Source organism: Achromobacter veterisilvae (assembly GCF_037619525.1).
In the GTDB taxonomy this organism is placed as follows: Bacteria; Pseudomonadota; Gammaproteobacteria; order Burkholderiales; family Burkholderiaceae_B; genus Achromobacter; species Achromobacter veterisilvae.
Window position 1 is genome coordinate 4,796,343 of record NZ_CP148753.1, and the last position, 20,963, is coordinate 4,817,305.

18 protein-coding genes and 2 pseudogenes are annotated in these 20,963 nt (G+C 60.9%); 14 read left to right on the forward strand and 6 right to left on the reverse strand.

Features of this window, described 5'->3' with window-relative positions; translation table 11 throughout:
- The first annotated feature begins 385 nt into the window (after positions 1-385).
- The 9 genes from WHX56_RS22195 (at position 386) to WHX56_RS22235 (ending at position 10,867) form a co-directional block, all read left to right on the forward strand.
- On the forward strand, positions 386-1,363 hold the full coding sequence (locus WHX56_RS22195) for a LysR family transcriptional regulator (RefSeq protein ID WP_129242466.1): 978 nt from the start codon (positions 386-388) through the stop codon (positions 1,361-1,363).
- Entirely contained in the window at positions 1,360-2,823 is a 1,464-nt protein-coding gene (locus WHX56_RS22200) for a flavin-containing monooxygenase (protein WP_129242465.1), read from the forward strand. Before WHX56_RS22195 ends, WHX56_RS22200 begins: the two co-directional genes overlap by 4 nt.
- Positions 2,820-3,794 (forward strand): ABC transporter permease, encoded by a 975-nt coding sequence (locus WHX56_RS22205; RefSeq protein WP_129242464.1) that lies wholly within the window; start codon positions 2,820-2,822, stop codon positions 3,792-3,794. The genes WHX56_RS22200 and WHX56_RS22205 overlap by 4 nt, the downstream gene beginning before the upstream one ends.
- On the forward strand, positions 3,791-4,714 hold the full coding sequence (locus WHX56_RS22210) for an ABC transporter permease (RefSeq protein ID WP_129242463.1): 924 nt from the start codon (positions 3,791-3,793) through the stop codon (positions 4,712-4,714). The genes WHX56_RS22205 and WHX56_RS22210 overlap by 4 nt, the downstream gene beginning before the upstream one ends.
- The gene (locus WHX56_RS22215; RefSeq protein ID WP_129242462.1) at positions 4,711-5,721 is read left to right on the forward strand and encodes an ABC transporter ATP-binding protein; all 1,011 of its coding nucleotides are present in this window, start codon (positions 4,711-4,713) and stop codon (positions 5,719-5,721) included. Before WHX56_RS22210 ends, WHX56_RS22215 begins: the two co-directional genes overlap by 4 nt.
- Positions 5,718-6,731 (forward strand): oligopeptide/dipeptide ABC transporter ATP-binding protein, encoded by a 1,014-nt coding sequence (locus tag WHX56_RS22220; RefSeq protein WP_338879026.1) that lies wholly within the window; start codon positions 5,718-5,720, stop codon positions 6,729-6,731. Before WHX56_RS22215 ends, WHX56_RS22220 begins: the two co-directional genes overlap by 4 nt.
- 75 nt (positions 6,732-6,806) lie before the next feature.
- Complete coding sequence (locus WHX56_RS22225) at positions 6,807-8,378, forward strand: ABC transporter substrate-binding protein (protein ID WP_338879027.1); 1,572 nt, start codon at positions 6,807-6,809, stop codon at positions 8,376-8,378.
- Positions 8,379-8,381: 3 nt separating this feature from the next.
- Positions 8,382-9,680, forward strand: coding sequence for an acyl-CoA thioester hydrolase/BAAT C-terminal domain-containing protein (locus tag WHX56_RS22230; RefSeq protein WP_338879028.1), 1,299 nt, complete (start codon positions 8,382-8,384; stop codon positions 9,678-9,680).
- Positions 9,681-9,700: 20 nt separating this feature from the next.
- A complete protein-coding gene (locus WHX56_RS22235; protein WP_338879029.1) occupies positions 9,701-10,867 on the forward strand; it encodes a CMD domain protein in 1,167 nt (388 codons plus the stop codon).
- 87 nt (positions 10,868-10,954) lie between these two features.
- Here WHX56_RS22235 and WHX56_RS22240 read toward each other — a convergent pair whose 3' ends face one another.
- Together WHX56_RS22240 and WHX56_RS22245 are read right to left on the reverse strand one after the other, a co-directional pair.
- Entirely contained in the window at positions 10,955-11,584 is a 630-nt protein-coding gene (locus WHX56_RS22240) for a LysE family translocator (protein ID WP_338879030.1), read from the reverse strand.
- 34 nt (positions 11,585-11,618) lie between these two features.
- On the reverse strand, positions 11,619-12,023 hold the full coding sequence (locus tag WHX56_RS22245; protein ID WP_338879031.1) for a VOC family protein: 405 nt from the start codon (positions 12,021-12,023) through the stop codon (positions 11,619-11,621).
- A gap of 221 nt (positions 12,024-12,244) precedes the next feature.
- Between WHX56_RS22245 and WHX56_RS22250 the strand changes: the two genes are divergently transcribed.
- The 4 genes from WHX56_RS22250 (at position 12,245) to WHX56_RS22265 (ending at position 15,116) form a co-directional block, all read left to right on the forward strand.
- Entirely contained in the window at positions 12,245-13,108 is an 864-nt protein-coding gene (locus WHX56_RS22250) for an SAM-dependent methyltransferase (RefSeq protein WP_338879032.1), read from the forward strand.
- A 145-nt stretch (positions 13,109-13,253) separates the two neighbouring features.
- Positions 13,254-13,664, forward strand: a complete 411-nt coding sequence (locus WHX56_RS22255; RefSeq protein WP_338879033.1) for a hypothetical protein — start codon at positions 13,254-13,256, stop codon at positions 13,662-13,664.
- Positions 13,665-13,859 carry a helix-turn-helix transcriptional regulator gene (locus WHX56_RS22260; protein ID WP_088447690.1) on the forward strand — a complete coding sequence of 65 codons (195 nt, stop codon included), beginning with the start codon at positions 13,665-13,667 and terminating at the stop codon, positions 13,857-13,859. It abuts the gene before it with no gap.
- A gap of 282 nt (positions 13,860-14,141) precedes the next feature.
- Positions 14,142-15,116, forward strand: coding sequence for an IS110 family transposase (locus tag WHX56_RS22265; RefSeq protein WP_338879034.1), 975 nt, complete (start codon positions 14,142-14,144; stop codon positions 15,114-15,116).
- A 108-nt stretch (positions 15,117-15,224) separates the two neighbouring features.
- On the opposite strand, the pseudogene WHX56_RS22270 reads toward WHX56_RS22265, so the two are convergent.
- Positions 15,225-15,377, reverse strand: a pseudogene (locus tag WHX56_RS22270) (transposase); the annotation flags it as partial.
- An 84-nt stretch (positions 15,378-15,461) separates the two neighbouring features.
- Between WHX56_RS22270 and WHX56_RS22275 the strand changes: the two are divergent.
- Positions 15,462-15,854: pseudogene (locus WHX56_RS22275) on the forward strand (transposase); the annotation flags it as partial.
- A 247-nt stretch (positions 15,855-16,101) separates the two neighbouring features.
- Here the strand turns inward: WHX56_RS22275 and WHX56_RS22280 are convergent.
- The 3 genes from WHX56_RS22280 to WHX56_RS22290 all read right to left on the reverse strand — a co-directional run bounded on the left by WHX56_RS22280 (position 16,102) and on the right by WHX56_RS22290 (position 20,401).
- Positions 16,102-17,274: a hypothetical protein gene (locus WHX56_RS22280; RefSeq protein WP_338879035.1), complete on the reverse strand. Its 1,173-nt coding sequence runs from the start codon at positions 17,272-17,274 to the stop codon at positions 16,102-16,104.
- A 445-nt stretch (positions 17,275-17,719) separates the two neighbouring features.
- Positions 17,720-19,561 carry a Z1 domain-containing protein gene (locus WHX56_RS22285; protein ID WP_338879036.1) on the reverse strand — a complete coding sequence of 614 codons (1,842 nt, stop codon included), beginning with the start codon at positions 19,559-19,561 and terminating at the stop codon, positions 17,720-17,722.
- A gap of 648 nt (positions 19,562-20,209) precedes the next feature.
- Positions 20,210-20,401: a hypothetical protein gene (locus WHX56_RS22290; protein ID WP_338879037.1), complete on the reverse strand. Its 192-nt coding sequence runs from the start codon at positions 20,399-20,401 to the stop codon at positions 20,210-20,212.
- Between the last annotated feature and the right edge of the window lie 562 nt (positions 20,402-20,963).

Sequence of the window (20,963 nt, forward strand, 5' to 3'; positions counted from 1 at the left end):
AGCATTTCCAAAAATCTTGAGCGGCCCGACACGGGCATCCACCGGAACATTCTTGAACCTCCGCTGAGACCGAGAAAGCCAAAGATCATCCAAAGCGGGGCGCACCTTGAAGCAATCCGCGTCACTGGGCAGGAAACTGCCTGAGCGCCCCCTTTGTGAGGCGACACCCGCCAACCTCCGTCTCCGTGCCGCAGGGTGTCCGCCCTGGCCCAGAACAGGGTCCCATGGCAAGAAGGCGGCGGGCAGGCCCTAAGCCCTTGAAATAACTCACAGTTATGAAATTCCCTAAGGAAAACCCCATTAGGGAATTTGCTTATGCGCTTTAATTATTTGCAAAGTGCATACTGGACGCGCAAGAATTCGTCCTTGGCATAAATCAAGACAGATGGAACTTCGTCAACTCGAGGCCTTCGCGGCCGTCATGTCCACGGGCAGCGTCACCGCTGCCGGACGGCTGCTCGGACGCTCGCAGCCGGCGATCAGCCGGTTGCTGCAGGAACTGGAGGCCGAGATCGGCTATCCCCTGTTCGCGCGCAGCGGCCCCCGCGTGACGCCCACCGAGCAGGGCTTCCTGCTGTATGACGACGTCGAACGGGCGCTGACCGGCCTGCAGCAGATCCGCGGCCGGGCCGACGAGATTGCCCGCGGCCAGGCCCAGCCGCTGCTGATGGCCGCCACTTCCGCCCTGGCGGCGGGGCTGGTGCCGGACGCGCTCAAGCGCATCGAATCCCGCCTGGGCACGGCCCGCGTGCAATTGCGCAGCGCGTCGCCGGAACAGGTGGTGCACGCAGTGCTGTCGGGCTCCGCCCAGTTGGGCGCGACCAGCCTGCCGCTGGAACACCGCGGCCTGACGGTGCACTGGATCGGGCAGGCGCCCTGTGTGGCCGCGCTGCCGGAAGACGATCCGGTGGCGCAGCAAGCCGTGGTGCCGGTGTCGGCCCTGGCCGGCCGCCGCCTGATCACCATGGCCAACCCCTTCCGGCTGCGGCGCCGGCTGGATGCCGCGCTGGCGCCCAACGGCCAGTTGCCCGGCACCCTGGAAACCAATTCGTCCATCAACGCCCTGGCCGCCGTGCGCGCCGGACTGGGCGTGTCGGTGCTGGAACCGATCACCGCCTACGGCGCGCCCATGCCGGGCGTGGCGATCCGTCCCATCGACCTGGACATCCCCTTTTTCTTCGGGGTCATCACCCCGCAGGCGCAAACGCTGACGCCGGCCTGCCAGGCCATGGCGGACGCGCTGGCGCAAGCCGCCGCGGACCTGCTGCCCGGCTTTGCGCTGCACGACGCCTGCGAGCATTCGGCGCTATTGCAGTCGATCTACGGTGACGACGCCCCTCTTACGGAATCCCCCGCATTATGAATCTGCCCGTAGCCACCCCGCCGCAAGGTCTCGCCGCGCTGGAAGCGCGCCTGCGGCAAGACCTGTCGTGGCTGGAAATCCCCGCCAAGAACTGGGTGACGCCCCGCTACGTCGACGGCCGGCAGGTGCTGGACGTGGCCATCGTCGGCGGCGGCATGGCCGGCCTGGCGGCGGCGGCGTCGCTCAAGCACCTGGGCGTCGATGCGCCCATCTTCGACCAGGCCCCCGAAGGCTATGAAGGCCCCTGGGCCACCACGGCCCGGATGGAAACGCTGCGTTCGCCCAAGCAGTTGACCGGCCCCGCGCTGGGCCTGCCCGCGCTGACCTTCCGCGCCTGGTTCGAGGCCCAGTTCGGGTCCGAAGCCTGGGACGCGCTGGACAAGATCCCGCGCCTTCAATGGATGGATTACCTGCGCTGGTACCGCCGCGTGCTGGAGCTGGACGTGCGCAACGAACACCGCATCCGCGCCGTGCTGCCGCGCGCCGACAAGCTGGTGCAGCTCGACATCGAATCCCCCGCCGGGCGCAGCACGGTGCTGGCGCGCCGCGTGGTGCTGGCCACCGGCCGCGACGGCCTGGGCGGCGCCTATGTGCCCGACTTCGCGAAGAAGCTGCCGCGCGACCGCTGGGCGCATTCGTCCGACGTCATGGACTACGCCACGCTCGCCGGCAAGCGCGTGGGCGTGGTGGGCGCGGGCGCGTCCGCCATGGACAGCGCGGCCACCGCGCTGGAAGCGGGCGCCGCCAGCGTGGACCTGCTGATCCGCCGCAACGACATCCCCCGCGTCAACAAGGGCAAGGGCGCGGGCAACCCCGGACTGACCCACGGCCACCTGGCCCTGCCCGACGAATGGAAGTGGAAGATCCGCCACTACATCAACGCCGCCCAGGTGCCGCCGCCGCGCGGCAGCACGCTGCGCGTCTCGCGCCACCCCAACGCCCGCTTCAACCTGGGCGCAGGCGTCCAGGACCTGGCGCTGGTGGAAGACGAAATCCGCGTCACCACGCCCAAGGGCGTGTTCGCGCTGGACTTCCTGATCTTCTCCACGGGCTTCCGGATCGACTGGACGGCGCGGCCGGAATTCGCCGCGCTGGCGCCGCATGTGCGCGCCTGGGGCGACCGCTACGTGCCGCCCGCCGGCGAAGAGGACCAGGAACTGCATGACTCGCCCGACCTGGGCACCGTCTTCGAATTGCAGGAAAAAACCCCGGGCGCCTGTCCCGGCCTGGACCGCGTGCATTGCTTCTCGTATCCGGCGGCGCTGACGCAGGGCACGATCTCGGGCGACATCCCGGCCATCAGCGAAGGCGCCAAGCGCCTCGCGCAGGGCATCGCCGGCCTGTTCTACCGCGAGGACGTGGCCGCGCACTACGCCAATATGGAAGCGTTCTCGGAACCGGAAGTGTTCGGCGACGAATGGGTTCCAGCTCCGGCCCCCCAGGCGGAGACCGCGCAATGACGGGCTGGTTGCTGCGCCGCGTGGCGCAAGCCGCGGTGGTCGTCTTCCTGATGACGCTGATCGTCTTCGTGGGCCTGCACGCCATCGGCAATCCGGTGGACATCCTGATCGGCCAGGACGTGGACCAGGTGGACCGCGCCCGCATCATCGCCGAACTGGGCCTGGACAAGCCGCTGTGGGAACAGTACCTGGCGTTCCTGAACGGCGCCCTGCACGGCAACCTGGGCAACAGCTTCGTCTACAACATCCCCGCCGTCGAACTGGTGATCCAGCGCCTGCCCGCCACCTTCGAGCTGGCCATCACCGCCATGCTGATGGCGGTGATCGTCGGCCTGCCGCTGGGCCTCCTGGCCGGCCTGTACCCGGAAAGCCGCTGGTCCAAGATGATCATGGCGGGCAGCATCGTGGGCTTCTCGCTGCCCACGTTCTGGATCGCCCTGATGCTGATCATGACCTTCAGCGTGTCGCTGGGCTGGTTGCCGGCCAGCGGCCGCGGGCAGACGGTGGAGTTCCTGGGCTTCCAGTGGTCGTGGCTGACGGCCGACGGCTGGCGCCACCTGATCCTGCCGGCCTTCAACCTGTCGCTGTTCAAGATTTCGCTGGTCATCCGCCTGACGCGCGCCGGCGTGCGCGACGTGCTGCCGCTGGATTTCGTGAAGTTCGCGCGCGCCAAGGGCCTGTCGCCTTTCCGCGTGGTCTGCGTGCACGTGCTGCGCAACACCATGATCCCGCTGGTGACGGTGCTGGGCCTGGAACTGGGCTCCACCATCGCGTTCGCCGTCGTCACCGAGAGCATCTTCGCCTGGCCCGGCGCCGGCAAGCTGATCCTGGACAGCCTGAACGCGCTGGACCGCCCCGTGATCGTCGCCTACCTGATCGTGGTGGTGTTCCTGTTCGTGACTCTGAACCTGATCGTGGACATTCTTTATAAAGTGCTGGACCCGCGGGTGCGGCTGGAGGCCTCGGCATGAGCGCCGTATCGACACCAAACCCGACGCCTAGCCCCGCCCTGCGCCGCGAATCGCCCTGGCGCCGCAACCTGGCCGAGTTTCTCTCGTCCAAGACCGCGGTGGTGGGCCTGGCCGTGTCCGTGCTGCTGATCCTGGCCGCCGCGCTGGCGCCCTGGATAGCGCCGCAGAACCCGTACGACCTGCTGCAGATCGACGTGCTGGACGCCCGCCTGCCGCCGGGCACCATGAACGGGCTGGACACCTTCCACTACTGGCTGGGCACCGACGGCCAGGGCCGCGACCTGCTGTCGGGCATCCTGTACGGCCTGCGCATCAGCCTGGTGGTGGGCGTGGGTTCGGCGGTCATCGCCGGCATCGTCGGCACCCTGCTGGGGCTGCTCGCCGCCTACGCCGGCGGCAAGGTCGACGCGCTGATCATGCGCCTGGTGGACCTGATCCTGTCCTTCCCGTCGATACTCGTGGCCATGATGATCCTGGCCTACCTGGGCAAGGGCGTGGGCAACGTGGTGCTGACGCTGGTGATCCTGGAATGGGCCTACTACGCCCGCACCGCGCGCGGCCAGGCCCTGGTGGAACGCCGCCGCGAATACGTGGAAGCGGCGCGCTGCCTGGACATCCCCAACTGGCGGATCATGCTCAAGCACATTCTGCCCAACTGCCTGCCGCCGCTGATCGTCATCGGCACGCTGCAGATCGCCCGCGCCATCACGCTCGAAGCCACGCTGAGCTTCCTGGGCCTGGGCGTGCCCGTGACCGAACCGTCGCTGGGGCTGTTGATCTCCAACGGCTTCCAGACCATGCTGTCCGGCGAATACTGGATCAGTTTCTACCCCGGCATCGCGCTGCTCGTCACCATCGTGGCGATCAACCTGGTGGGCGACCGCCTGCGCGACGTGCTGAACCCGAGGACCCACAAATGACCGCCGCCCACGCCTCTTCCGGCGCGCCGGCCACGCTGGAGGTGCGCAACCTGCGCACCCACTTCTTCACCCGCGCGGGCGTGCTGCCCGCCGTGGACGATGTTTCCTTCACGCTCGAGCGCGGCAAGATCCTGGGCCTGGTCGGCGAGTCCGGCTCGGGCAAGTCCGTCACGGGCTTCTCCATCATGGGCCTGGTGGACGCGCCGGGCCGCGTCGTGGGCGGCGAAGTGCTGTTCCAGGGCCGCGACCTGACCAAGCTGTCGCCGCGCGAACTGAGGAAGCTCCAGGGCAACCGCATCGCCATGATCTTCCAGGACCCGATGATGACGCTGAACCCCGTGCTTCGGGTGGACGCGCAAATGATCGAGACCGTGCGCGCGCACAACAAGATGAGCGTGGCCCAGGCCCGCGCCTTGTCGCGCGACACCCTGGGCATGATGGGCATTCCCAGCCCCGAAGAACGCCTGCTGGCGTATCCGCACCAGTTGTCCGGCGGCATGCGCCAGCGCGTGGCCATCGCGATCGCCATGCTGCACCGCCCCGACCTGATCATCGCGGACGAACCGACGACCGCCCTGGACGTCACCATCCAGGCGCAGATCCTGTCGGAAGTGCAGAAGCTCGCGCAGCAGCACGGCACCAGCCTGATCTGGATCACCCACGACCTGTCGGTGGTGGCCGGGCTGGCCGACGACGTGGCCGTCATGTACGCCGGCCGCATCGTCGAGCACGGCACCGTCGACGACGTGCTGGACCGCCCGCAGCATCCCTACACCGTGGGCCTGATCGACAGCCTGCCCAGCAACAACCGGCGCGGCCAGCGCCTGCGCCAGATTCCCGGCATGACGCCCAACCTGCTCAACCTGCCCGCCGGCTGTGCCTTCGCGGCGCGCTGCCCGCGCGCCACCGCCGCCTGCAACCGGCAACCCGACATCACCGACGCCCTGCCCGGACACCTGGTGCGCTGCTTCCATCCCACGATCCAGACCAGCGAGGTGACGGCATGAACGCGCCCGCCACTACCCCGCTGATCGACCTGAGCCGGGTCAGCAAGCGCTTCGGCGAACGCCCCGTGGGCCGGATCGGCCATGCGATGCAGCGCCTGGGCCTGTCCAAGCCGCCCGCCGTCACCCGCGCCGTCGACGACGTGGACCTGGTGGTCAACCCCGGCGAAGTGGTCGGCCTGGTCGGCGAGTCCGGCTGCGGCAAGTCCACGCTGGGCCGCATCGCGGCGGGCCTGCTCACGCCCTCCGGCGGCCAGATCCGCATCAACGGCGTGCGCCCGGCCGACATGACCGCCGCCCAGGCCCACGCCGCGCGCCTGCAAGTGCAGATGATTTTCCAGGACCCCTACGCCAGCCTCAACCCGCGCCTGCGCGTGGACGAGATCGTGGGCGAAGCGGCCCGCATCCACGGCCTGGTCGGCAATGGCGACTTCGACGACTACGTCAGCGCCCAGATGGAACGCGCCGGCCTGGACCCGGCGCTGCGCCAGCGCTATCCGCACCAGTTCAGCGGCGGCCAGCGCCAGCGCATCGGCATCGCCCGCGCGCTGGCGGTGCAGCCGTCCATGCTGGTGTGCGACGAAGCCGTGGCCGCGCTGGACGTCTCCATCCAGGCGCAGATCCTGAACCTATTCATGGACCTGCGCGAAGACCTGGGGCTGACCTATCTTTTCATCAGCCACGATCTGGGCGTGGTCGAGCACCTGTCCGACCGCGTCGTGATCATGTACCTGGGCCGCGTCGTGGAAACGGCCACGGTGGAAGAAGTGTTCCGCCGCCCCAACCACCCGTACACGCAGGCCCTGCTGGCCGAGATCCCCAGCCTGAAGTCGCGCCACAAGACCTTTACCGCGATCAAGGGCGAGATCCCCAGCCCGCTGAACCCGCCCGGCGGCTGCCATTTCCATCCGCGATGTCCGCATGCGATGCCGCGCTGCAAGACCGAGGTTCCCACGCTGAAGGGAATCGCCATCAACCACCTGAGCGCCTGTCACCTGAACGACATGGCCTGAACGCATCCGTCGCGGCGCCCGCGCCGCGGTTTTCCGAATTAACCGCTCGTTCCCCCTATACCAAGGACCCCGAACATGAAACGCCTGATTCTCACCACCCTGACCGCCGCCATCCTGGGCGCCTCCGCCGCCGCCAGCGCGGACGACCTGTCCATCGGCTTCGCCGACCCGCTGTCGTCGCTGGACCCGCAGTTGAACAACCACGCCGGCGACCGCTCGGTGGCCCTGCACTTCTGGGACCTGGCGATCGAGAACAAGTGGAACAAGCTCCAGCCCGGCCTGGTCGCCAGTTGGAAGCCGCTGGACGACAAGACCTGGGAATTCAAGCTGCGCGAAGGCGTCAAGTGGCAGGACGGCACGCCGTTCACCGCCGACGACCTGATCTATTCCTACACCCGCGCGCGCGCCGTGCCGGGCAGCGTGGCCACCTATGCCGGCTACCTGCGCACCATCGACACGATGACCGCCAAGGACCCGCTGACCCTGATCATCAAGACCAAGGCCCCCAACCCCGACCTGCCGCTGAACCTGGCCTCCGTGCACGTGGTCAGCAAGCACGTCGGTGAAAAGTCGACCACGGAAGACTACAACTCGGGCAAGGCCATGATCGGCACCGGCCCCTACAAGTTCGTGTCCTACACCCCCGGCGACCGCGTCATCATGGAACGCAACGACGCCTACTGGGGCGACAAGCAGATCTGGGACAAGGTCAACTACCGCTACATCAACAACGCCGCCGCCCGCACCGCCGCGCTCCTGGCCGGCGACGTGGACGTGATCGACAAGGTGTCGGTGTCCGACCTGGCCAAGCTGCAAAAGGCGTCCAATATCTCGGTCTATCCGTACGACGGCCTGCGCGTCATGATCCTGCAGCCCAGCTTCAACCCCGCGCCCAACCAGTACATCACCGACAACAACGGCAAGCCGCTGGACAAGAACCCGCTGCTGGACGTGCGCGTGCGCCAGGCGCTGAACCTGGCCATCAACCGCAAGGCCATCGCCGACCGCATCCTGCAAGGCGCCGCCACCGAAGCCAACCAGTGGATGCCCAAGGGCACCTTCGGCTACAACCCCGACGTCAAGGACATCCCCAACGACGTCGCCCAGGCCAAGAAGCTGCTGGCCGAAGCCGGTGTCCCCGACGGCTTCAAGCTCACCATGCACGTTCCCAACGACCGCTACCCCCAGGGCCCGGAAACCGCCCAGGCGGTGGCCCAGTTCTGGACCCGCATCGGCGTGAAGACCCAGGTGGAAGTGGTGCCGTGGGCCGTGTATTCGGGCCGCGCCAACAAGAACGAATTCGCCGTCAGCATGCTGGCCTGGGGCAACGGCACCGGCGAAGCCAGCTACGCGCTGGTCAACATCCTGGCCACCGCCGACGCCAAGAAGGGCCTGGGCGCCTCGAACTGGGGCCGCTACACCAACCCCAAGGTCGACGTCGCGCTGGAACAGTCCACCTCGGAATTCGACGTGGCCAAGCGTGAGGCCATCCTGCGCGACTCGGTCAAGATCGTGTCCGACGACGTCGGCATCATCCCGCTCTACCACTACAAGAACATCTGGGCCGCCAAGAAGGGCCTGAAGGTCACCCCCATGACCAGCGACCGCACGGCCGCCATGATGGTGACCAAGGACTCGGGCAAGTAAGCCATGGCGCTCGTCCTTTCCATCACCCCCGCAGACGCGCTGATCGACGTGGCGCGCCACATCCGCGTCGAGCAGGCCCAGCCCGGCCAGACGGTGGAGATCACCGCCCTGACCCGCCGCAAGGGCGTGCTCTGGCAAAGCCAGGCCGCCTTCGTGGCGGACGCCAACGGCACCGTCGACCTGACGCGGGACGCCCCCGCGTCCGGCGACTACGCCGGCGTGGCCCCCATGGGCCTGATCTGGTCGCAGTCCCCCGTCGATTCGCCCAGCCGCGAGCAGTTCAACCAGCCGGTCGCCGAGCCCCTGGTCACCGACGTGGTCGCGCGCGCCGGCGGCGCCCAGGCCCAGGCCAGCTTCGTCCAGCGCCTGGCCGCTGAAGGCGTCACCCGCCAGGACGTGCGCGAGGAAGGCCTGGTCGGCACGCTGTACCTGCCGCCCGGCGCCGGCCCGGGCATGCATCCCGCCGTCATGATCCTGAACGGCTCGGGCGGCGGCATCAACGAACCGCGCGCCGCGCTCTACGCCTCGCGCGGCTACGCCGCCTTCGCGCTGGCGTACTTCAAGGCGCCCGGCCTGTCCGACTACATCTCCAACACCCCGCTGGAGTACTTCCAGACCGGCCTGCGCTGGCTGCGCAAGAAGGTGCAACCCAAGCACGACTTCGTCGCCATCAGCGGCCAGTCGCGCGGCGGCGAACTGGTGCTGCTCCTGGGCGCCACCTTCCCCGAGGAAGTCTCCGCCGTCGTCGCCTACGTGCCCGGCGCCGTGGTCCACAGCGGCCAGAACGCCTGCGATCCCAAGATCGGCCGCGAAGGCCCCACGTGGCTGCTGGGCGGCAAGCCCATCCCCCACGTCTGGGAAAACAACCGCACCGCCACCTGGGCCCCCTTCGACGAAGGCCCCGCGCCGCACCGCCACGAGAAGGCCATCCTCACCGCGCTGCAAGACCCCGACGCCGTGGCCCGCGCGCGCATCAAGGTGGAAGACATCAAGGGCCCCGTCATCCTGCTGTCCGGCACCGACGACGGCTCCTGGCCGTCCAGCCTGTACTCGAAGATGGTGCAGGACAAGCTGGCCGAGGTGAAGCACCCCTACCCGGTCCAATGGCTGGACTACGAGAACGGCGGGCACTCCATCCTGTTCCCGTACGTGCCCACCACCCAGCACGTCTACGCCCACCCCGTATCCGGCAAGATCAGCACCAGCGGCGGCACCCCGCGCGACAACGCCCGCGCCGACCAGGAATCCTGGGAAGGCGTGCTGAAGTTCCTGGACGCCGCCGTCCGCGCCCGCGCCGCCTGAGAGAAACAAGGAGATCCCGCATGGCTGAACCCATCGTCTACAACGTGACGGATGACCTGGTCGATCGCCTGATCGCCCTCGCGCCCGGCACCAAGACCTACGAAGCGCGCCACCAGCGCGAGAAAGTCGCCGCCGCCACCCAAGGCAGCTACGACGCCCTCTTCGACCCCGCCCTGCCCGGCCTGTCGCTGGCCGAGCGCCTGCTGGTCGCGCTGTACGCCGCCCGCATCACCCCGTCGCCCGTCCTGGCCGCGCACTACCGCGCCCGCCTGACCGACGCCGGCGCCACACCCGCCGACATCGCCGTCGCCGAATCCGGCAAGCCCGCCGACACCTCCAGCCCGCGCCTGGCCGCCATCCTCGAATACACGCGCAAGCTGATCGAGAAACCCGTCGAAGGCGACGAAGCCGCGCTCAAGACCCTGCCCGCCGCCGGCGTCTCCACGCCCGCCGTGGTCATCCTGTCGCAGCTCATCGCCTTCCTGTCCTACCAGGTCCGCCTGGTCGCCGGCCTGGAAGCCATGAAGGCCCTGGAAACCAAGCCTGCCGCCGCCGGCACCCCGCCCGCGCCCTTCCCGGCCAACACCGCCGCCACCGCGCCCGGTGCCGTCATCAAGGCCCACGGCTTCACCAACGAAAGCCTGGAATGGAAGGCCTGGCTCGAAGTCGTCAACGTCGACACCGCCACGCCCGAACAGGTTGCCGTCCTGGAAGAAAGCCACCCCAAGGCCAAGGTCTCGGACTACTACCTGTTCCTGGTCCACCAGCCCGAAATCCTGCGCCAGCGCTCCACGGCCTTCAACGCCATCATGTACGCGCCCGGCGGCCTGTCCCGCGCCGAACGCGAACTGGGCGCCACCGTCGTGTCCCGCGTCAACGGCTGCGTCTACTGCGCGTCCGTGCACGCCCAGCGCTTCGAACAACTGGCCAAGCGCAACGACGTCATCGCCCAGGTGTTCGAAGATCCCGCCACCGCCGGCACCACCGCCCGCGAACTGGCCATCGGCAAGTTCTCCATCCAGATCACCGACGCCCCCGCGACGGTGAACGCCGACAGCATCCAGGCCCTGAAGGACGTGGGCTTGAATGAAGGCGAAGTGCTGGACCTGCTGCACTCGGACGCGATCTTTGCGTGGGCGAATCGCCTGATGCTGAACCTGGGCGAGCCGGTGTTCCCGGCTGCCTGATCCAGCGGCGTCCGGCCGCTTGCGTGCCGGACGCTTTGCCTGAAGCTCGTCATCGCCGACACTGGCCGGCGATGACGAGCCCCCCTATCAACGCTGCCAGGTCAGCAGCTTGACGCCCGCAACGCCAAACACCACGGCCACCGTCCCTTCGATCCAGCGCCGCAGCCTCGCGTACAGCGCAATCATCGGCGCGGTCGAAAAGGCGACGGCATAGCCGCCGAACACCATGACGCCAAGCAACGCGCAACCGCCGATGATCGCGGGCAAGGTGCCGTCCGACGCGCTCTCCCCCAGCCCCAGCGACATGATCGCCATCCAGGCCAGAATCGCCTTCGGATTTCCGATGTGCATGAGCACGCCCTGGCGGTATAGCACCCGGTAGCGCGGTGTCGAACGGCCCGACTCCACCTTCGCGAAGCCGGCGCCCGGCCTCAGCGCCGATCGGCCGCTGCGGAACGCCAGATAGAGCAGATAGACGCCCCCCACCATCTTGATGATGAAAAGCGCCTGGGCGGAAGCCGCCAGCACGGCGGAAATCCCAGTCGCCGCCAGGGTCGCCCAGAACAACGAGCCCGTAATGACGCCCGCCGCGAGCGCCAAGGCCGGCACACGGCCGTCGCGCATCGCCGTTGCCATGATCGCCATGTTGCTGGGGCCGGGACTGGCGGTGGCAATCAGATAAGTGCCGTACACAAGAGCAAGCTGACTCACGAGCATTTGCGTTTCTCCAGGGATGTCGGGCCTCTCCGCCTTATAGCGGGAGGTCCCCACGATGAACGATATGGACCTTGTTCCCGTCAGGATCGCGCAGATACGCGCCAAAGTAGCCGTCGCCATAATGAGGACGCATCCCCGGCGCCCCTTCATCGATCCCACCCTGCGCCAGCCCGCCCGCATGGGCCGTGCTCACCGCTACCTGCGTAGGAGCCAGAAATGCGACCATGCTGCCATTACCCACCGTCGCCGGCTCGCCATCGTAGGGCATGTAGACATAGAAGCGCGGCAGCAGCGCCTGGCCGGTCACCCAGCAAAGCGCCAAGGGCCCGCCATCCGGCGTGACAACGCGACGCTTCAACCCGAGCGGAAGCAGCACCGCGTCATAAAAGCGGGACGCGCGTTCAAGATCACGCGTCCCGACAGTGATGTGGCTGAACATTTGACGACTCTCCCTGCGCCTGCCCTGGCGGTCAGGCGCTTTCAGAAATGCATGACATGCTCCAATCGCATCGGGCATGTTACTCGCCTGCCAAATCATGCGGATCACAAGAAGAGGCACAGTCCGCGCCCGTTCCGCCAGGGCCGGCCGCGTTTTCGTTAAACTGACGCTTTCCGCCTTCTTATGCGCCCCGCCCATCGCGGGGCGCATTGCCTTACCCCATGTCCGACAAAACCCACGACATCCGCCCCGGCCAGTCGATCGAACTGCTCAAGGCCCTGCACATCCTGACCCGCGACGGCAAGATGAACCAGGACAGCCGCAGGAAATTGAAGCAGGTCTACCACCTGTTCCAGTTCATCGAGCCGCTGCTCAAAGACGTCCAACAACAACGCGGCGCCGTCACCCTCGCCGACCACGGCGCGGGCAAGTCATACCTGGGCTTCATCCTCTACGACCTGTTCTTCAAGGAACAGCCCGAAGCGCTGAAGAACGGCTCCCACATCTACGGCATCGAAACCCGCGAAGAACTGGTGAAGTCGTCGGAAGAACTCGCCAAACGGCTGGGGTTTGGCGGCATGTCGTTCCTGAATCTGTCCGTGGCCGATTCCATCACGTCGGACAAGCTGCCCGCCACGATCGACGTGGTCACGGCGCTCCACGCCTGCAACACCGCGACCGACGACGCGATCCACTTCGCCTTGGAGAAAAAGGCCAAGTACATCGTCGTCGTGCCTTGCTGCCAGGCGGAAGTGGCTTCCGTGCTGCGCAAGAACAAGGCCAAGGCGCTGGCGGATCCGCTGGCTGAGATCTGGCGGCATCCGCTGCATACGCGGGAGTTTGGGAGCCAGATCACGAATGTGCTGCGCTGTCTGCAACTGGAAGCGCACGGCTATCAGGTCAGCGTGACCGAGCTAGTGGGTTGGGAGCATTCGATGAAGAATGAACTCATCATTGCGCAGTACAAGGATTTGCCGCGCAGGAAGCCCGCTGAGCGGTTGACGGAGATGCTGGATAGGATTGGGCTGCAGGAATTGAAGGATCGGTTTTTCCTGCCTCAGGATTCTGTGGCTACCTCCAAGTAGCCGGGAACAGCGTCCCGATCGCGGTGCACGCCGACGTGCCACGGTGTTCAGACCGAGCAATCCACGACATATAAAGAATACATGACTTATTGACAAGTAAACTTGACATTATTAAAGTCAGGTTTTCTTTACATAGGTCATTGCCATGCCCACTCACGTTGCCTCCGCCCGTGCGATTTCCCCTGGCCGCAGCTACGCCGTCCGCACCGTTGCCTTCATGAGCGCTTACGTGCTGGTCCACGCTGCCGCCATTGCGGGCCTCTTCGATAGCATCCTGGGCAAACCGGCAGGATGGGCCGTCGCAGCGCTGGCGGCGCTGCTCGTCGCCGGCCAGATATGGGCCACGCTACGGCTCATCGCGCAAAGCGATGAATACGTGCGCGTGATCGTTGCCAAGTGCTTCATCCTGGCCGCTGGCGCCACCATGGCGCTCTGGACCGCATGGGGGTTTGGTGAAACCTATGCGGCCGCTCCCCATATTCCCGGGTGGCTCTTCTACCCCATATTCTGGGGAATCTACGCGCTGGTATCTCCCTTCGTCCGCACGAGCAATTGAATGAAAAACAGATTGCGAGTCCTGCGGACCGAAGCGGGTTGGACACAGGCGGAACTGGCGGAGCGGCTGGGCGTCTCGCGCCAGGCCGTTAACGCGGTGGAAACTGAGAAGCATGATCCGTCTTTGGATCTGGCGTTTCGGATCAGTGCGCTGTTCAAGAGGCGTGTTGAGGATATTTTTGAGAATCCTCATTAGGAGCAGCAAAATAGATACCGACTACAAATTCGCTAGTTAGATGCTGCGAGCTTGTAGTCTGACACCTTGTATCTTGGTCCCCGTGGTGATTAGCTATCACCACAGCGGATTCGAGCAGCTTGTTCTGACACCCAAAGCTTGGACTTTGCTCGAAAGATTAAGCCTCGAATCCGCACCTCTGAGCCGGCTGGACACTGGACGGTAGCCTAGGGCATTGGACCCTGCATGTACAAGGCAAGTGGGCGCAGCGGGCTTCTTTGGAATCGGCAAGGGAGCTAAGTCATGTTTTTTCTAGGAATCGACGTCTCCAAAGCGAAACTGGATTGCGCGCTGCTGGGCAGTGAAGGAGACAAACGCAAGACCAAGGTCGTCCCCAACTCGGTAGCCGGCATCCAGACGCTGCTGCAATGGTGCGCCAAGCAAGGCGCCCAGCCGCAGCAGTTACACGCCGTACTCGAACCGACGGGGCAGTATCACGAACAGGCCGCCACCGCGCTGCATGACGCTTCGGTCAGTGTCTCCGTGGTGAATCCAGCCCAGGTGCGCGACTTCGCGGGTGCGTTGGCGGTGCGCTCCAAGACCGACGGGATCGACAGCTACGTGCTGGCCCGCTACGGTCAGGCGCTCAAGCCGGCGCTATGGCACCCCGCGCCCCTGCACGCGCGGCAGTTGCGTGCCTTGCTGGCGCGGCGCAACGCGCTGAGCAAAGACTTGTTGCGTGAGCTCAACCGGCAGGAGAAAACGCAGTTCAGTGATCCGCCGGTCCTGGTCGAAGGTTCCATCGCCAAGGCCATTGCGTTCCTGCGCGAAGAGATCAAGCGCCTGGAGCGGGCCATCGATGACCACATCGACCGCCATCCCGACTTGAAGGAAGACCGGGAGTTGCTCACCAGCATCCCGGCCATCGGCCCGCAGGCCAGCAGCGCGATCCTGTCGATCATGCATAGCAAACGCATCGAGTCTGCCGAGGCCTTGGCGGCCTATCTGGGGCTGGTTCCCGTGCAGCGTCAGTCGGGCACCAGCCTCAATGGCCGTGCGCACCTGTCAAAGGCCGGTCCTGCTCGGGTGCGTGCCACGTTCTACATGGCTGCCATCGTCGGCATTCGTCGCAATCCCCATATCCGCGCGCTCTACGAGCGACTGCTGCTGGCGGGCAAAAGCAGAATGGCCGCGCTGGGCGCGGCCATGAGAAAGCTGGTGCATCTATGCTTCGGCGTGCTTAAAACCCGATCACGATACCGACCCGACTACGTCTGATCGCTTGACGGCCAAGACGGTATCTATTTCGAGGCCGACGGCGCCCCCGGATAGCGCGCAGCGTCCGCGCCTCCCCCTGGCGAATTTGTAGTCTGACACCGTTTTTCGGCTCACGCCGAAATCGGCGTATTTCTTCTTCCACGTGTAGAAAGTCGCCTCGGACACACCGAGTTGCCGACATACATCGACCACCAGTGTGCCGCTATCTGCCAGTCGCAGCGCATAGGCGATCTTCTCTTCGGTAAATCTCGACCGTTTCATGGCTTCTCCTCGCCCCGCTCGGGGCGCTGAGAAGCAACCTTACCTCTAGTTTTGACCTGTACGGATATTCCGGGGGCACGTCACCTGAAAGCGGACCGGGATTTGCTCACCAGCATCCCTGCCATTGGACCGCAAGCAGCAAACGCGATTCTATCGATCATGCACAACAGGCGAATCAACTCCGCAGAGGGCCTAGCGGCCTATCTGGGTCTGGTTCCCGTGCAGCGGCAATCCGGAACCAGCCTCAATTGTCGACCTTGTTTGTCCAAGGCCGGGCCCCCAAGAGTAAGGGCAACCTTGTACATGGCAGCGATTGTGGCCACGCGCTACAACCCCCATGTCCAAACCCTCTACACCCGACTTCTAGGCGCCGGCAAAAGCAAGATGTCCGCAATCGGCGCTGCAATGAGAAAGCTCGCTCATCTATGCTTTGGCGTACTCAAAACGCGTTCACCCTATCGCCCGGATTACGCCTAATCTCTTGACCGACAAGACGGTATCTTTTTCTGCCGTTCATACAGCCGACCCACAGTCCGATGGATCGGACTGCCACCCACAACGATTGATGCTCGCTGCGCTGCTCACAGGCCGTTCTAGGCCCCGGGAGAAAACCTGATGTGTTTATTGCACATGGACCCGATGCTCTCAAAGAGCGGAGCCAACACTAAATCCGGGTTGATTCACACAACGCTGGTAGGAATATTTCAAGCCTCTGAACTTCAATTTATTTCTTGAAATCTATGATGTGCTCAGCACGCATGCGGCTTGCCAGGCTATTCCCCGCCACTGCAGGAATTGGCATATAGCGCCGATGATCGGGTATTTCCCGCTCAGTTTCCGTCTGGATAGAGAAACCAGCCAACGCACCAGCCCGTTTCAAAAACTCGCTATTTTTTATATAAGTCCCTCGAATCGTCGAATTTCCTATGACATACGTTCCGAGCGCCCCTTTTTTTAGGACACGATGCGCTTCTTTGGTTTGCTTTACCAGATCCGTAAAATAACGGTGAAGCATATTTATTGTGCGAGCATCCAGGCTTTTTAGGCCAAGCTCTGACAGGAGCGCTAGAAATTTATCATCATGCTTGTCATTTAAAGAACGCTCCGCTCCTATTGACGTGCTACGAATCTCTCGCAACTCACTTAGTCTATAGCCTAACCAAACCAATGACATGCGATGGCCACGCATATAATCTATCGCATTTAAATATGGGGGGGACGTAACAATGCAATCAATGCTATTACTCTCTATTTCTCTCAAATCTCTGGCATCTCCTATGAAAGTTGTTACCCTACCCATTAACGATGACGCACCCAACACACTCAGAACATGACGCAGAGAAGATGTCATCGCCTCAAAAATGTCAAAATCATTCTCCCTAATTGTTTTGTGCGGACGACTATGAGCAGTATCTCTCGCCAGAGAAGCTTTAGGCTCTTTTGTAACAATAAGACGAGACAACGCCACCTTAATCACATCAAGTGTTTCATTCGACACATCAATCGGCTTTGCGACCAAATGCATTGCTAGTTTTCTTAACTGCTCCTTCTGCTTTGGAGCGTACCAAAAGTCAACAAACTGTGTGGTTTCGGTATCGCTGTCGATCCAAGGTAACGAAACCTTAAAGCGCTTATCGGTACAGCGTTGAAGCACAGCTTGTAGTCCCGCTATAGCTTCGTCGGCATCTACTGCAGATGCTCCGACACGTGAAATCAGTTCCGCAAGCGGATCCAGATCAAATCCGATAGCACATATACCGCTACGTACTGCCTGTTGCAGCACCATGCCGGACCCAGCCATGGGATCTAAAACCGTTTGCCCCGGTTGAAGCGCACTTATTTTTTCAAGAGCGATTTCCGGGGCCATTCGAGCAGGGAACGGGTGTATGTGTTTCATGTGAGGGGTAGTCCCTTAAGCATATCGATGAGGCTGCTCCGCGAAATTTTTCTGTTCAAAACGCCGTTTCGGCCTTTTATATTATACATCTCATTGCGTCGCCGACGGATTGACACACTTTCTTGAGACTCTTGGCTAGCGTCTAGAATATTTTTCAACTCTGCATAATTTATCGCAGCAATACCATCACGCCCACATACAAAGGCAGCAATGCACTCACCATACTTGTCGACGAGGTTTTTTAGTCTTTCTTGATGCGATATATGAAAATTGAAGCCCCACGGGCTTGTTCGACTGGTGGAATATTTTATGTAAAACGGCAAAGTTCCATTCAGTAAATAAAATCCAGGGGCATCGCCATACAGACAATCGATGGTGGCCCCTTGGGCAGCGTGATCAATTATCTGATGCAGGACGCACCCATAGTATCTCGACGCATCTGAAATCATTTTCTATTTTGAATGAATTTTATGGAATTTCCGTTTATTTTATAAAATACACGAGCTTTTCCATGCTTATTATAGAATATTTTCAAGTGATGCCGGGCTGCCGGGCGCTCACTTCTTGAAAATTCATTATTTGCAAACAATCCTTTTTTGCGTCGGATATTTCGAATTTCATCATCAGCATAGGCGCTGGATGCCGTACCGAATATGCTAGCTTGGTGAAAAGAAATACTAGCCGCCTGTGAAGCAGATAAGTCATGTTTCAGGAACTCGTACAAATAGGTTGGAAACTCACTGTCTGAAAAAGATTCACGCAGAGCTTCCAACATCTGCATATCTGATCGCCCTGATCGATTCATTAGAGCGTCGTGAGTCTCCCTGCCGAACTCGAACAAGCCAAATGACATCTCACCGCCCTCAAAGTCAACAGTTGATTTATCAATAGAATTCGCAGATGTTGGCGTAGTTTTATGGTCTGAAAGCCAGACAGGTGCGCCCGCTTTGCTTCGCATCGCGTGAATCGCTAGCTTATGGAACGCAAAACACTTACTCCAATTTTTTAGAAGCTCTGCAGGAAGCCATAGTTGGAAATAGGTTTTGTATTCCTCGCGAGACCCAAACATTCGAGCTCTTTGAATATATGTATCTTGCGCAAATTTTCCTACCACCGAACGCGTAAAATACATGGATAATAAATTATCAAAAGTTACACCCCGAGATATTATATTGCCACCGGCCCCGAAAGAGAAAAGACTAGTTGGCTTGGCAATATCGGAAACCTTACCACTTTGGCCTTTGGAGTTTATTTCTACAATAGTATTTCTATCAATATTTCTGAGCACAAACTCCACGATCGGCTCCGGCTGTCCACGACAATAGCCTTTGGCGATTTTTTCTAGTTTTTTGATGATTCGCTTAAAGCCAGAATGCGAGGACGTGGACAGCGTAGTTATTGTACTCTGTATAACATCAATATCGGCTTTGTGTTCGTCTCGTTTACCGCTGGTGTGAACCAGCATAGTAAAATTCTGCTCATGGCCACGTTTGTGCTGCTCTGCAACTCCACATAGAAAATGCAAGATCGCATTTTCTAATTCCACTCGCTCCGAGCCTTCATCAATTTTGAAAGTATGCAGGCGATAATTGACTACCCCGTCAGTCGGAAAAAAGAAGTCCTGACCAACATAGAGCGGATGAGGCAAAAAATCTACCCATAATTCGCTGTCGTTTTGGAATGTATTATTGAGATTAAGTCGAGCCGGCGTGGCTGTAACGCCTATATATTGGCCGCTTTCTCCGAGCAGCTTGTGAATTAGATGATTTATTTTTGTTTTTTCATCTTTATTAATCTTTGCGTTAGGCGACGCAAAGTCTGCCTCATCATCTATAACGACAATATCCTTTCGTCCGCACAGAAGATCAATAAGCTTTTCTAAATCCCTCGCATTTTTCTTTGAAAAGATAACCCATCTCTTTTTCCCTAAATCTTTGGATTCTTTCGGTAATTCGCTAAATTGTTTGGGGGACGGACTAAGCCCAGAAGCACGAAATCGGGAGAGACTTTGCTCTAAGAGGTCCACACTGTCGGTAAGAAGGTTCACAATAATGCCAACGCCTTCGTCGAGCAACCTTGCATTCAGCGCAATCATCATTTCCGTTTTTCCACTTTGTGGTTCTCCGAATATGACAAATGATCTTCCATTGCTCGCCTTGAAATTGGCGATTGTTTTTTCAACAGTGTCCTCGATGGAACGTGTGTCAATCTTCTTATCAGTGAGCGCTGCGAGTCGTCGCTGATATTGATCATTTCCAACCTTACCGACTATGCTGCCCCAATGCATCGCTTCTCTCCAGTTTTGGAATTACACGTTAAAATTGCAGGTTAAGTTATATCTTGTTAATTTCGACCAAAGAAAGTCTAGGTATCCGACCTACAGCCTATTCGCAGCCTATACGTGAAAATTCAGAACAACGATTTTCTTATTTAGCTCCAATTAGATTTCATCTTCCTCAAAAGCGGAGCGTTAACTGGTTTTGAATATAGTTCAATGAGGAAGTGAGAATTTCAAATATCTGAACGAAGCGGAACCAGAATCCACATCAAATAACCATAACCATGCCGTAGAACCTTAGCTTTTTACGCCCATCGGATTCTTATAAAATTCGCAAATTGAAGAAATGGATGTCGAGTATCAGCTTGCGTTCTTAGAATATTCCTACATATTTCCGCGATCGATTAAAGAGCAGGTGACAATGAGATTCCTGTTGCTATCGTCCTGAAGTATTTTTATATAACTCAGTCAGCCCTCCTGATTTATTCCCTTTCTCTTCAGCTTCAGGCGTATCTGCCATTATCGATGCGACTGCATTGCTATTCATAGCCGATTTGAACCACTCATTGACATGGCCGTTCAAGATTGACCTAGAGCACTGTGGGTCAACGAAGAAAATTGATCTCGCACTTGTTGCGCGATCACGCCCTCATAGATTCACGCCGCAAATAGCTTGATGAAATCCTCGTCAGGAGCCACTTCGGGGCCTTGCTGACGAATTTCTTCGGAAAGGCCTCTGAGTTTTTCCATCACGCCATGCTCTGCTCCAATTTGCATGCGAGCCGTCGCCCGCGCAGATTCATAACCTAAAGACGAATCGAACTTCCCAGAAAAAATGATCACGAACAAGTGAGTTGGTGACAAATATCTACAGATATTACCCGAACTTTACTTTTGTGGCAGATCATGGATCAGGCACCAGAGCAATACCCCGGGAAAGGCGTCGAGAATAGGCTTTGTCGTCTACCAACGCGCCGCTCAGTATCGGACTCGGCAAGCGAGCCCCGAAGCCCCTCTAACCTATCGATAGGAGAGAGAGTCTGCTCGGGCAGACACCGCCGCCCAGTCCCGGGCTTCGCTTGGCATTGCAGATCGCTCCAAATCTCGTGTGCGTTAAGAGACGATCGATGCCAAAGCTAGCGGCCATCGACTATGGCGACCGAGATGATTGCGAGCGCACCGCGCCGACCATTCGAAATGCAGTCCACGCACACGAAGTGAAATTGCAGCAAGACGGCAGAAGGACGCGTAAAGCAAGGTGTCAGACTACAATTTCGCAGTATCTAGCCAGCGAATTTGCAGTCTGACACTTTGTATCTTGGTCCCCGTGGTGATTAGCTATCACCACAGCGGATTCGAGCAGCTTGTTCTGACACCCAAAGCTTGGACTTTGCTCGAAAGATTAAGCCTC

What these genes read in the sequence shown, in the direction of transcription:
- WHX56_RS22255 (WP_338879033.1), top strand. Translation starts at nt 13,254, where the DNA reads ATGCCCACTCACGTTGCCTCCGCCCGTGCGATTTCCCCTGGCCGCAGC.
- WHX56_RS22235 (WP_338879029.1), top strand. Translation starts at nt 9,701, where the DNA reads ATGGCTGAACCCATCGTCTACAACGTGACGGATGACCTGGTCGATCGC.
- WHX56_RS22205 (WP_129242464.1), top strand. Translation starts at nt 2,820, where the DNA reads ATGACGGGCTGGTTGCTGCGCCGCGTGGCGCAAGCCGCGGTGGTCGTC.
- WHX56_RS22220 (WP_338879026.1), top strand. Translation starts at nt 5,718, where the DNA reads ATGAACGCGCCCGCCACTACCCCGCTGATCGACCTGAGCCGGGTCAGC.
- WHX56_RS22225 (WP_338879027.1), top strand. Translation starts at nt 6,807, where the DNA reads ATGAAACGCCTGATTCTCACCACCCTGACCGCCGCCATCCTGGGCGCC.
- WHX56_RS22200 (WP_129242465.1), top strand. Translation starts at nt 1,360, where the DNA reads ATGAATCTGCCCGTAGCCACCCCGCCGCAAGGTCTCGCCGCGCTGGAA.
- WHX56_RS22285 (WP_338879036.1), bottom strand. Translation starts at nt 19,561, where the DNA reads ATGCATTGGGGCAGCATAGTCGGTAAGGTTGGAAATGATCAATATCAG.
- WHX56_RS22215 (WP_129242462.1), top strand. Translation starts at nt 4,711, where the DNA reads ATGACCGCCGCCCACGCCTCTTCCGGCGCGCCGGCCACGCTGGAGGTG.
- WHX56_RS22260 (WP_088447690.1), top strand. Translation starts at nt 13,665, where the DNA reads ATGAAAAACAGATTGCGAGTCCTGCGGACCGAAGCGGGTTGGACACAG.
- WHX56_RS22230 (WP_338879028.1), top strand. Translation starts at nt 8,382, where the DNA reads ATGGCGCTCGTCCTTTCCATCACCCCCGCAGACGCGCTGATCGACGTG.
- WHX56_RS22245 (WP_338879031.1), bottom strand. Translation starts at nt 12,023, where the DNA reads ATGTTCAGCCACATCACTGTCGGGACGCGTGATCTTGAACGCGCGTCC.
- WHX56_RS22195 (WP_129242466.1), top strand. Translation starts at nt 386, where the DNA reads ATGGAACTTCGTCAACTCGAGGCCTTCGCGGCCGTCATGTCCACGGGC.
- WHX56_RS22210 (WP_129242463.1), top strand. Translation starts at nt 3,791, where the DNA reads ATGAGCGCCGTATCGACACCAAACCCGACGCCTAGCCCCGCCCTGCGC.
- WHX56_RS22240 (WP_338879030.1), bottom strand. Translation starts at nt 11,584, where the DNA reads ATGCTCGTGAGTCAGCTTGCTCTTGTGTACGGCACTTATCTGATTGCC.
- WHX56_RS22280 (WP_338879035.1), bottom strand. Translation starts at nt 17,274, where the DNA reads ATGAAACACATACACCCGTTCCCTGCTCGAATGGCCCCGGAAATCGCT.
- WHX56_RS22265 (WP_338879034.1), top strand. Translation starts at nt 14,142, where the DNA reads ATGTTTTTTCTAGGAATCGACGTCTCCAAAGCGAAACTGGATTGCGCG.
- WHX56_RS22250 (WP_338879032.1), top strand. Translation starts at nt 12,245, where the DNA reads ATGTCCGACAAAACCCACGACATCCGCCCCGGCCAGTCGATCGAACTG.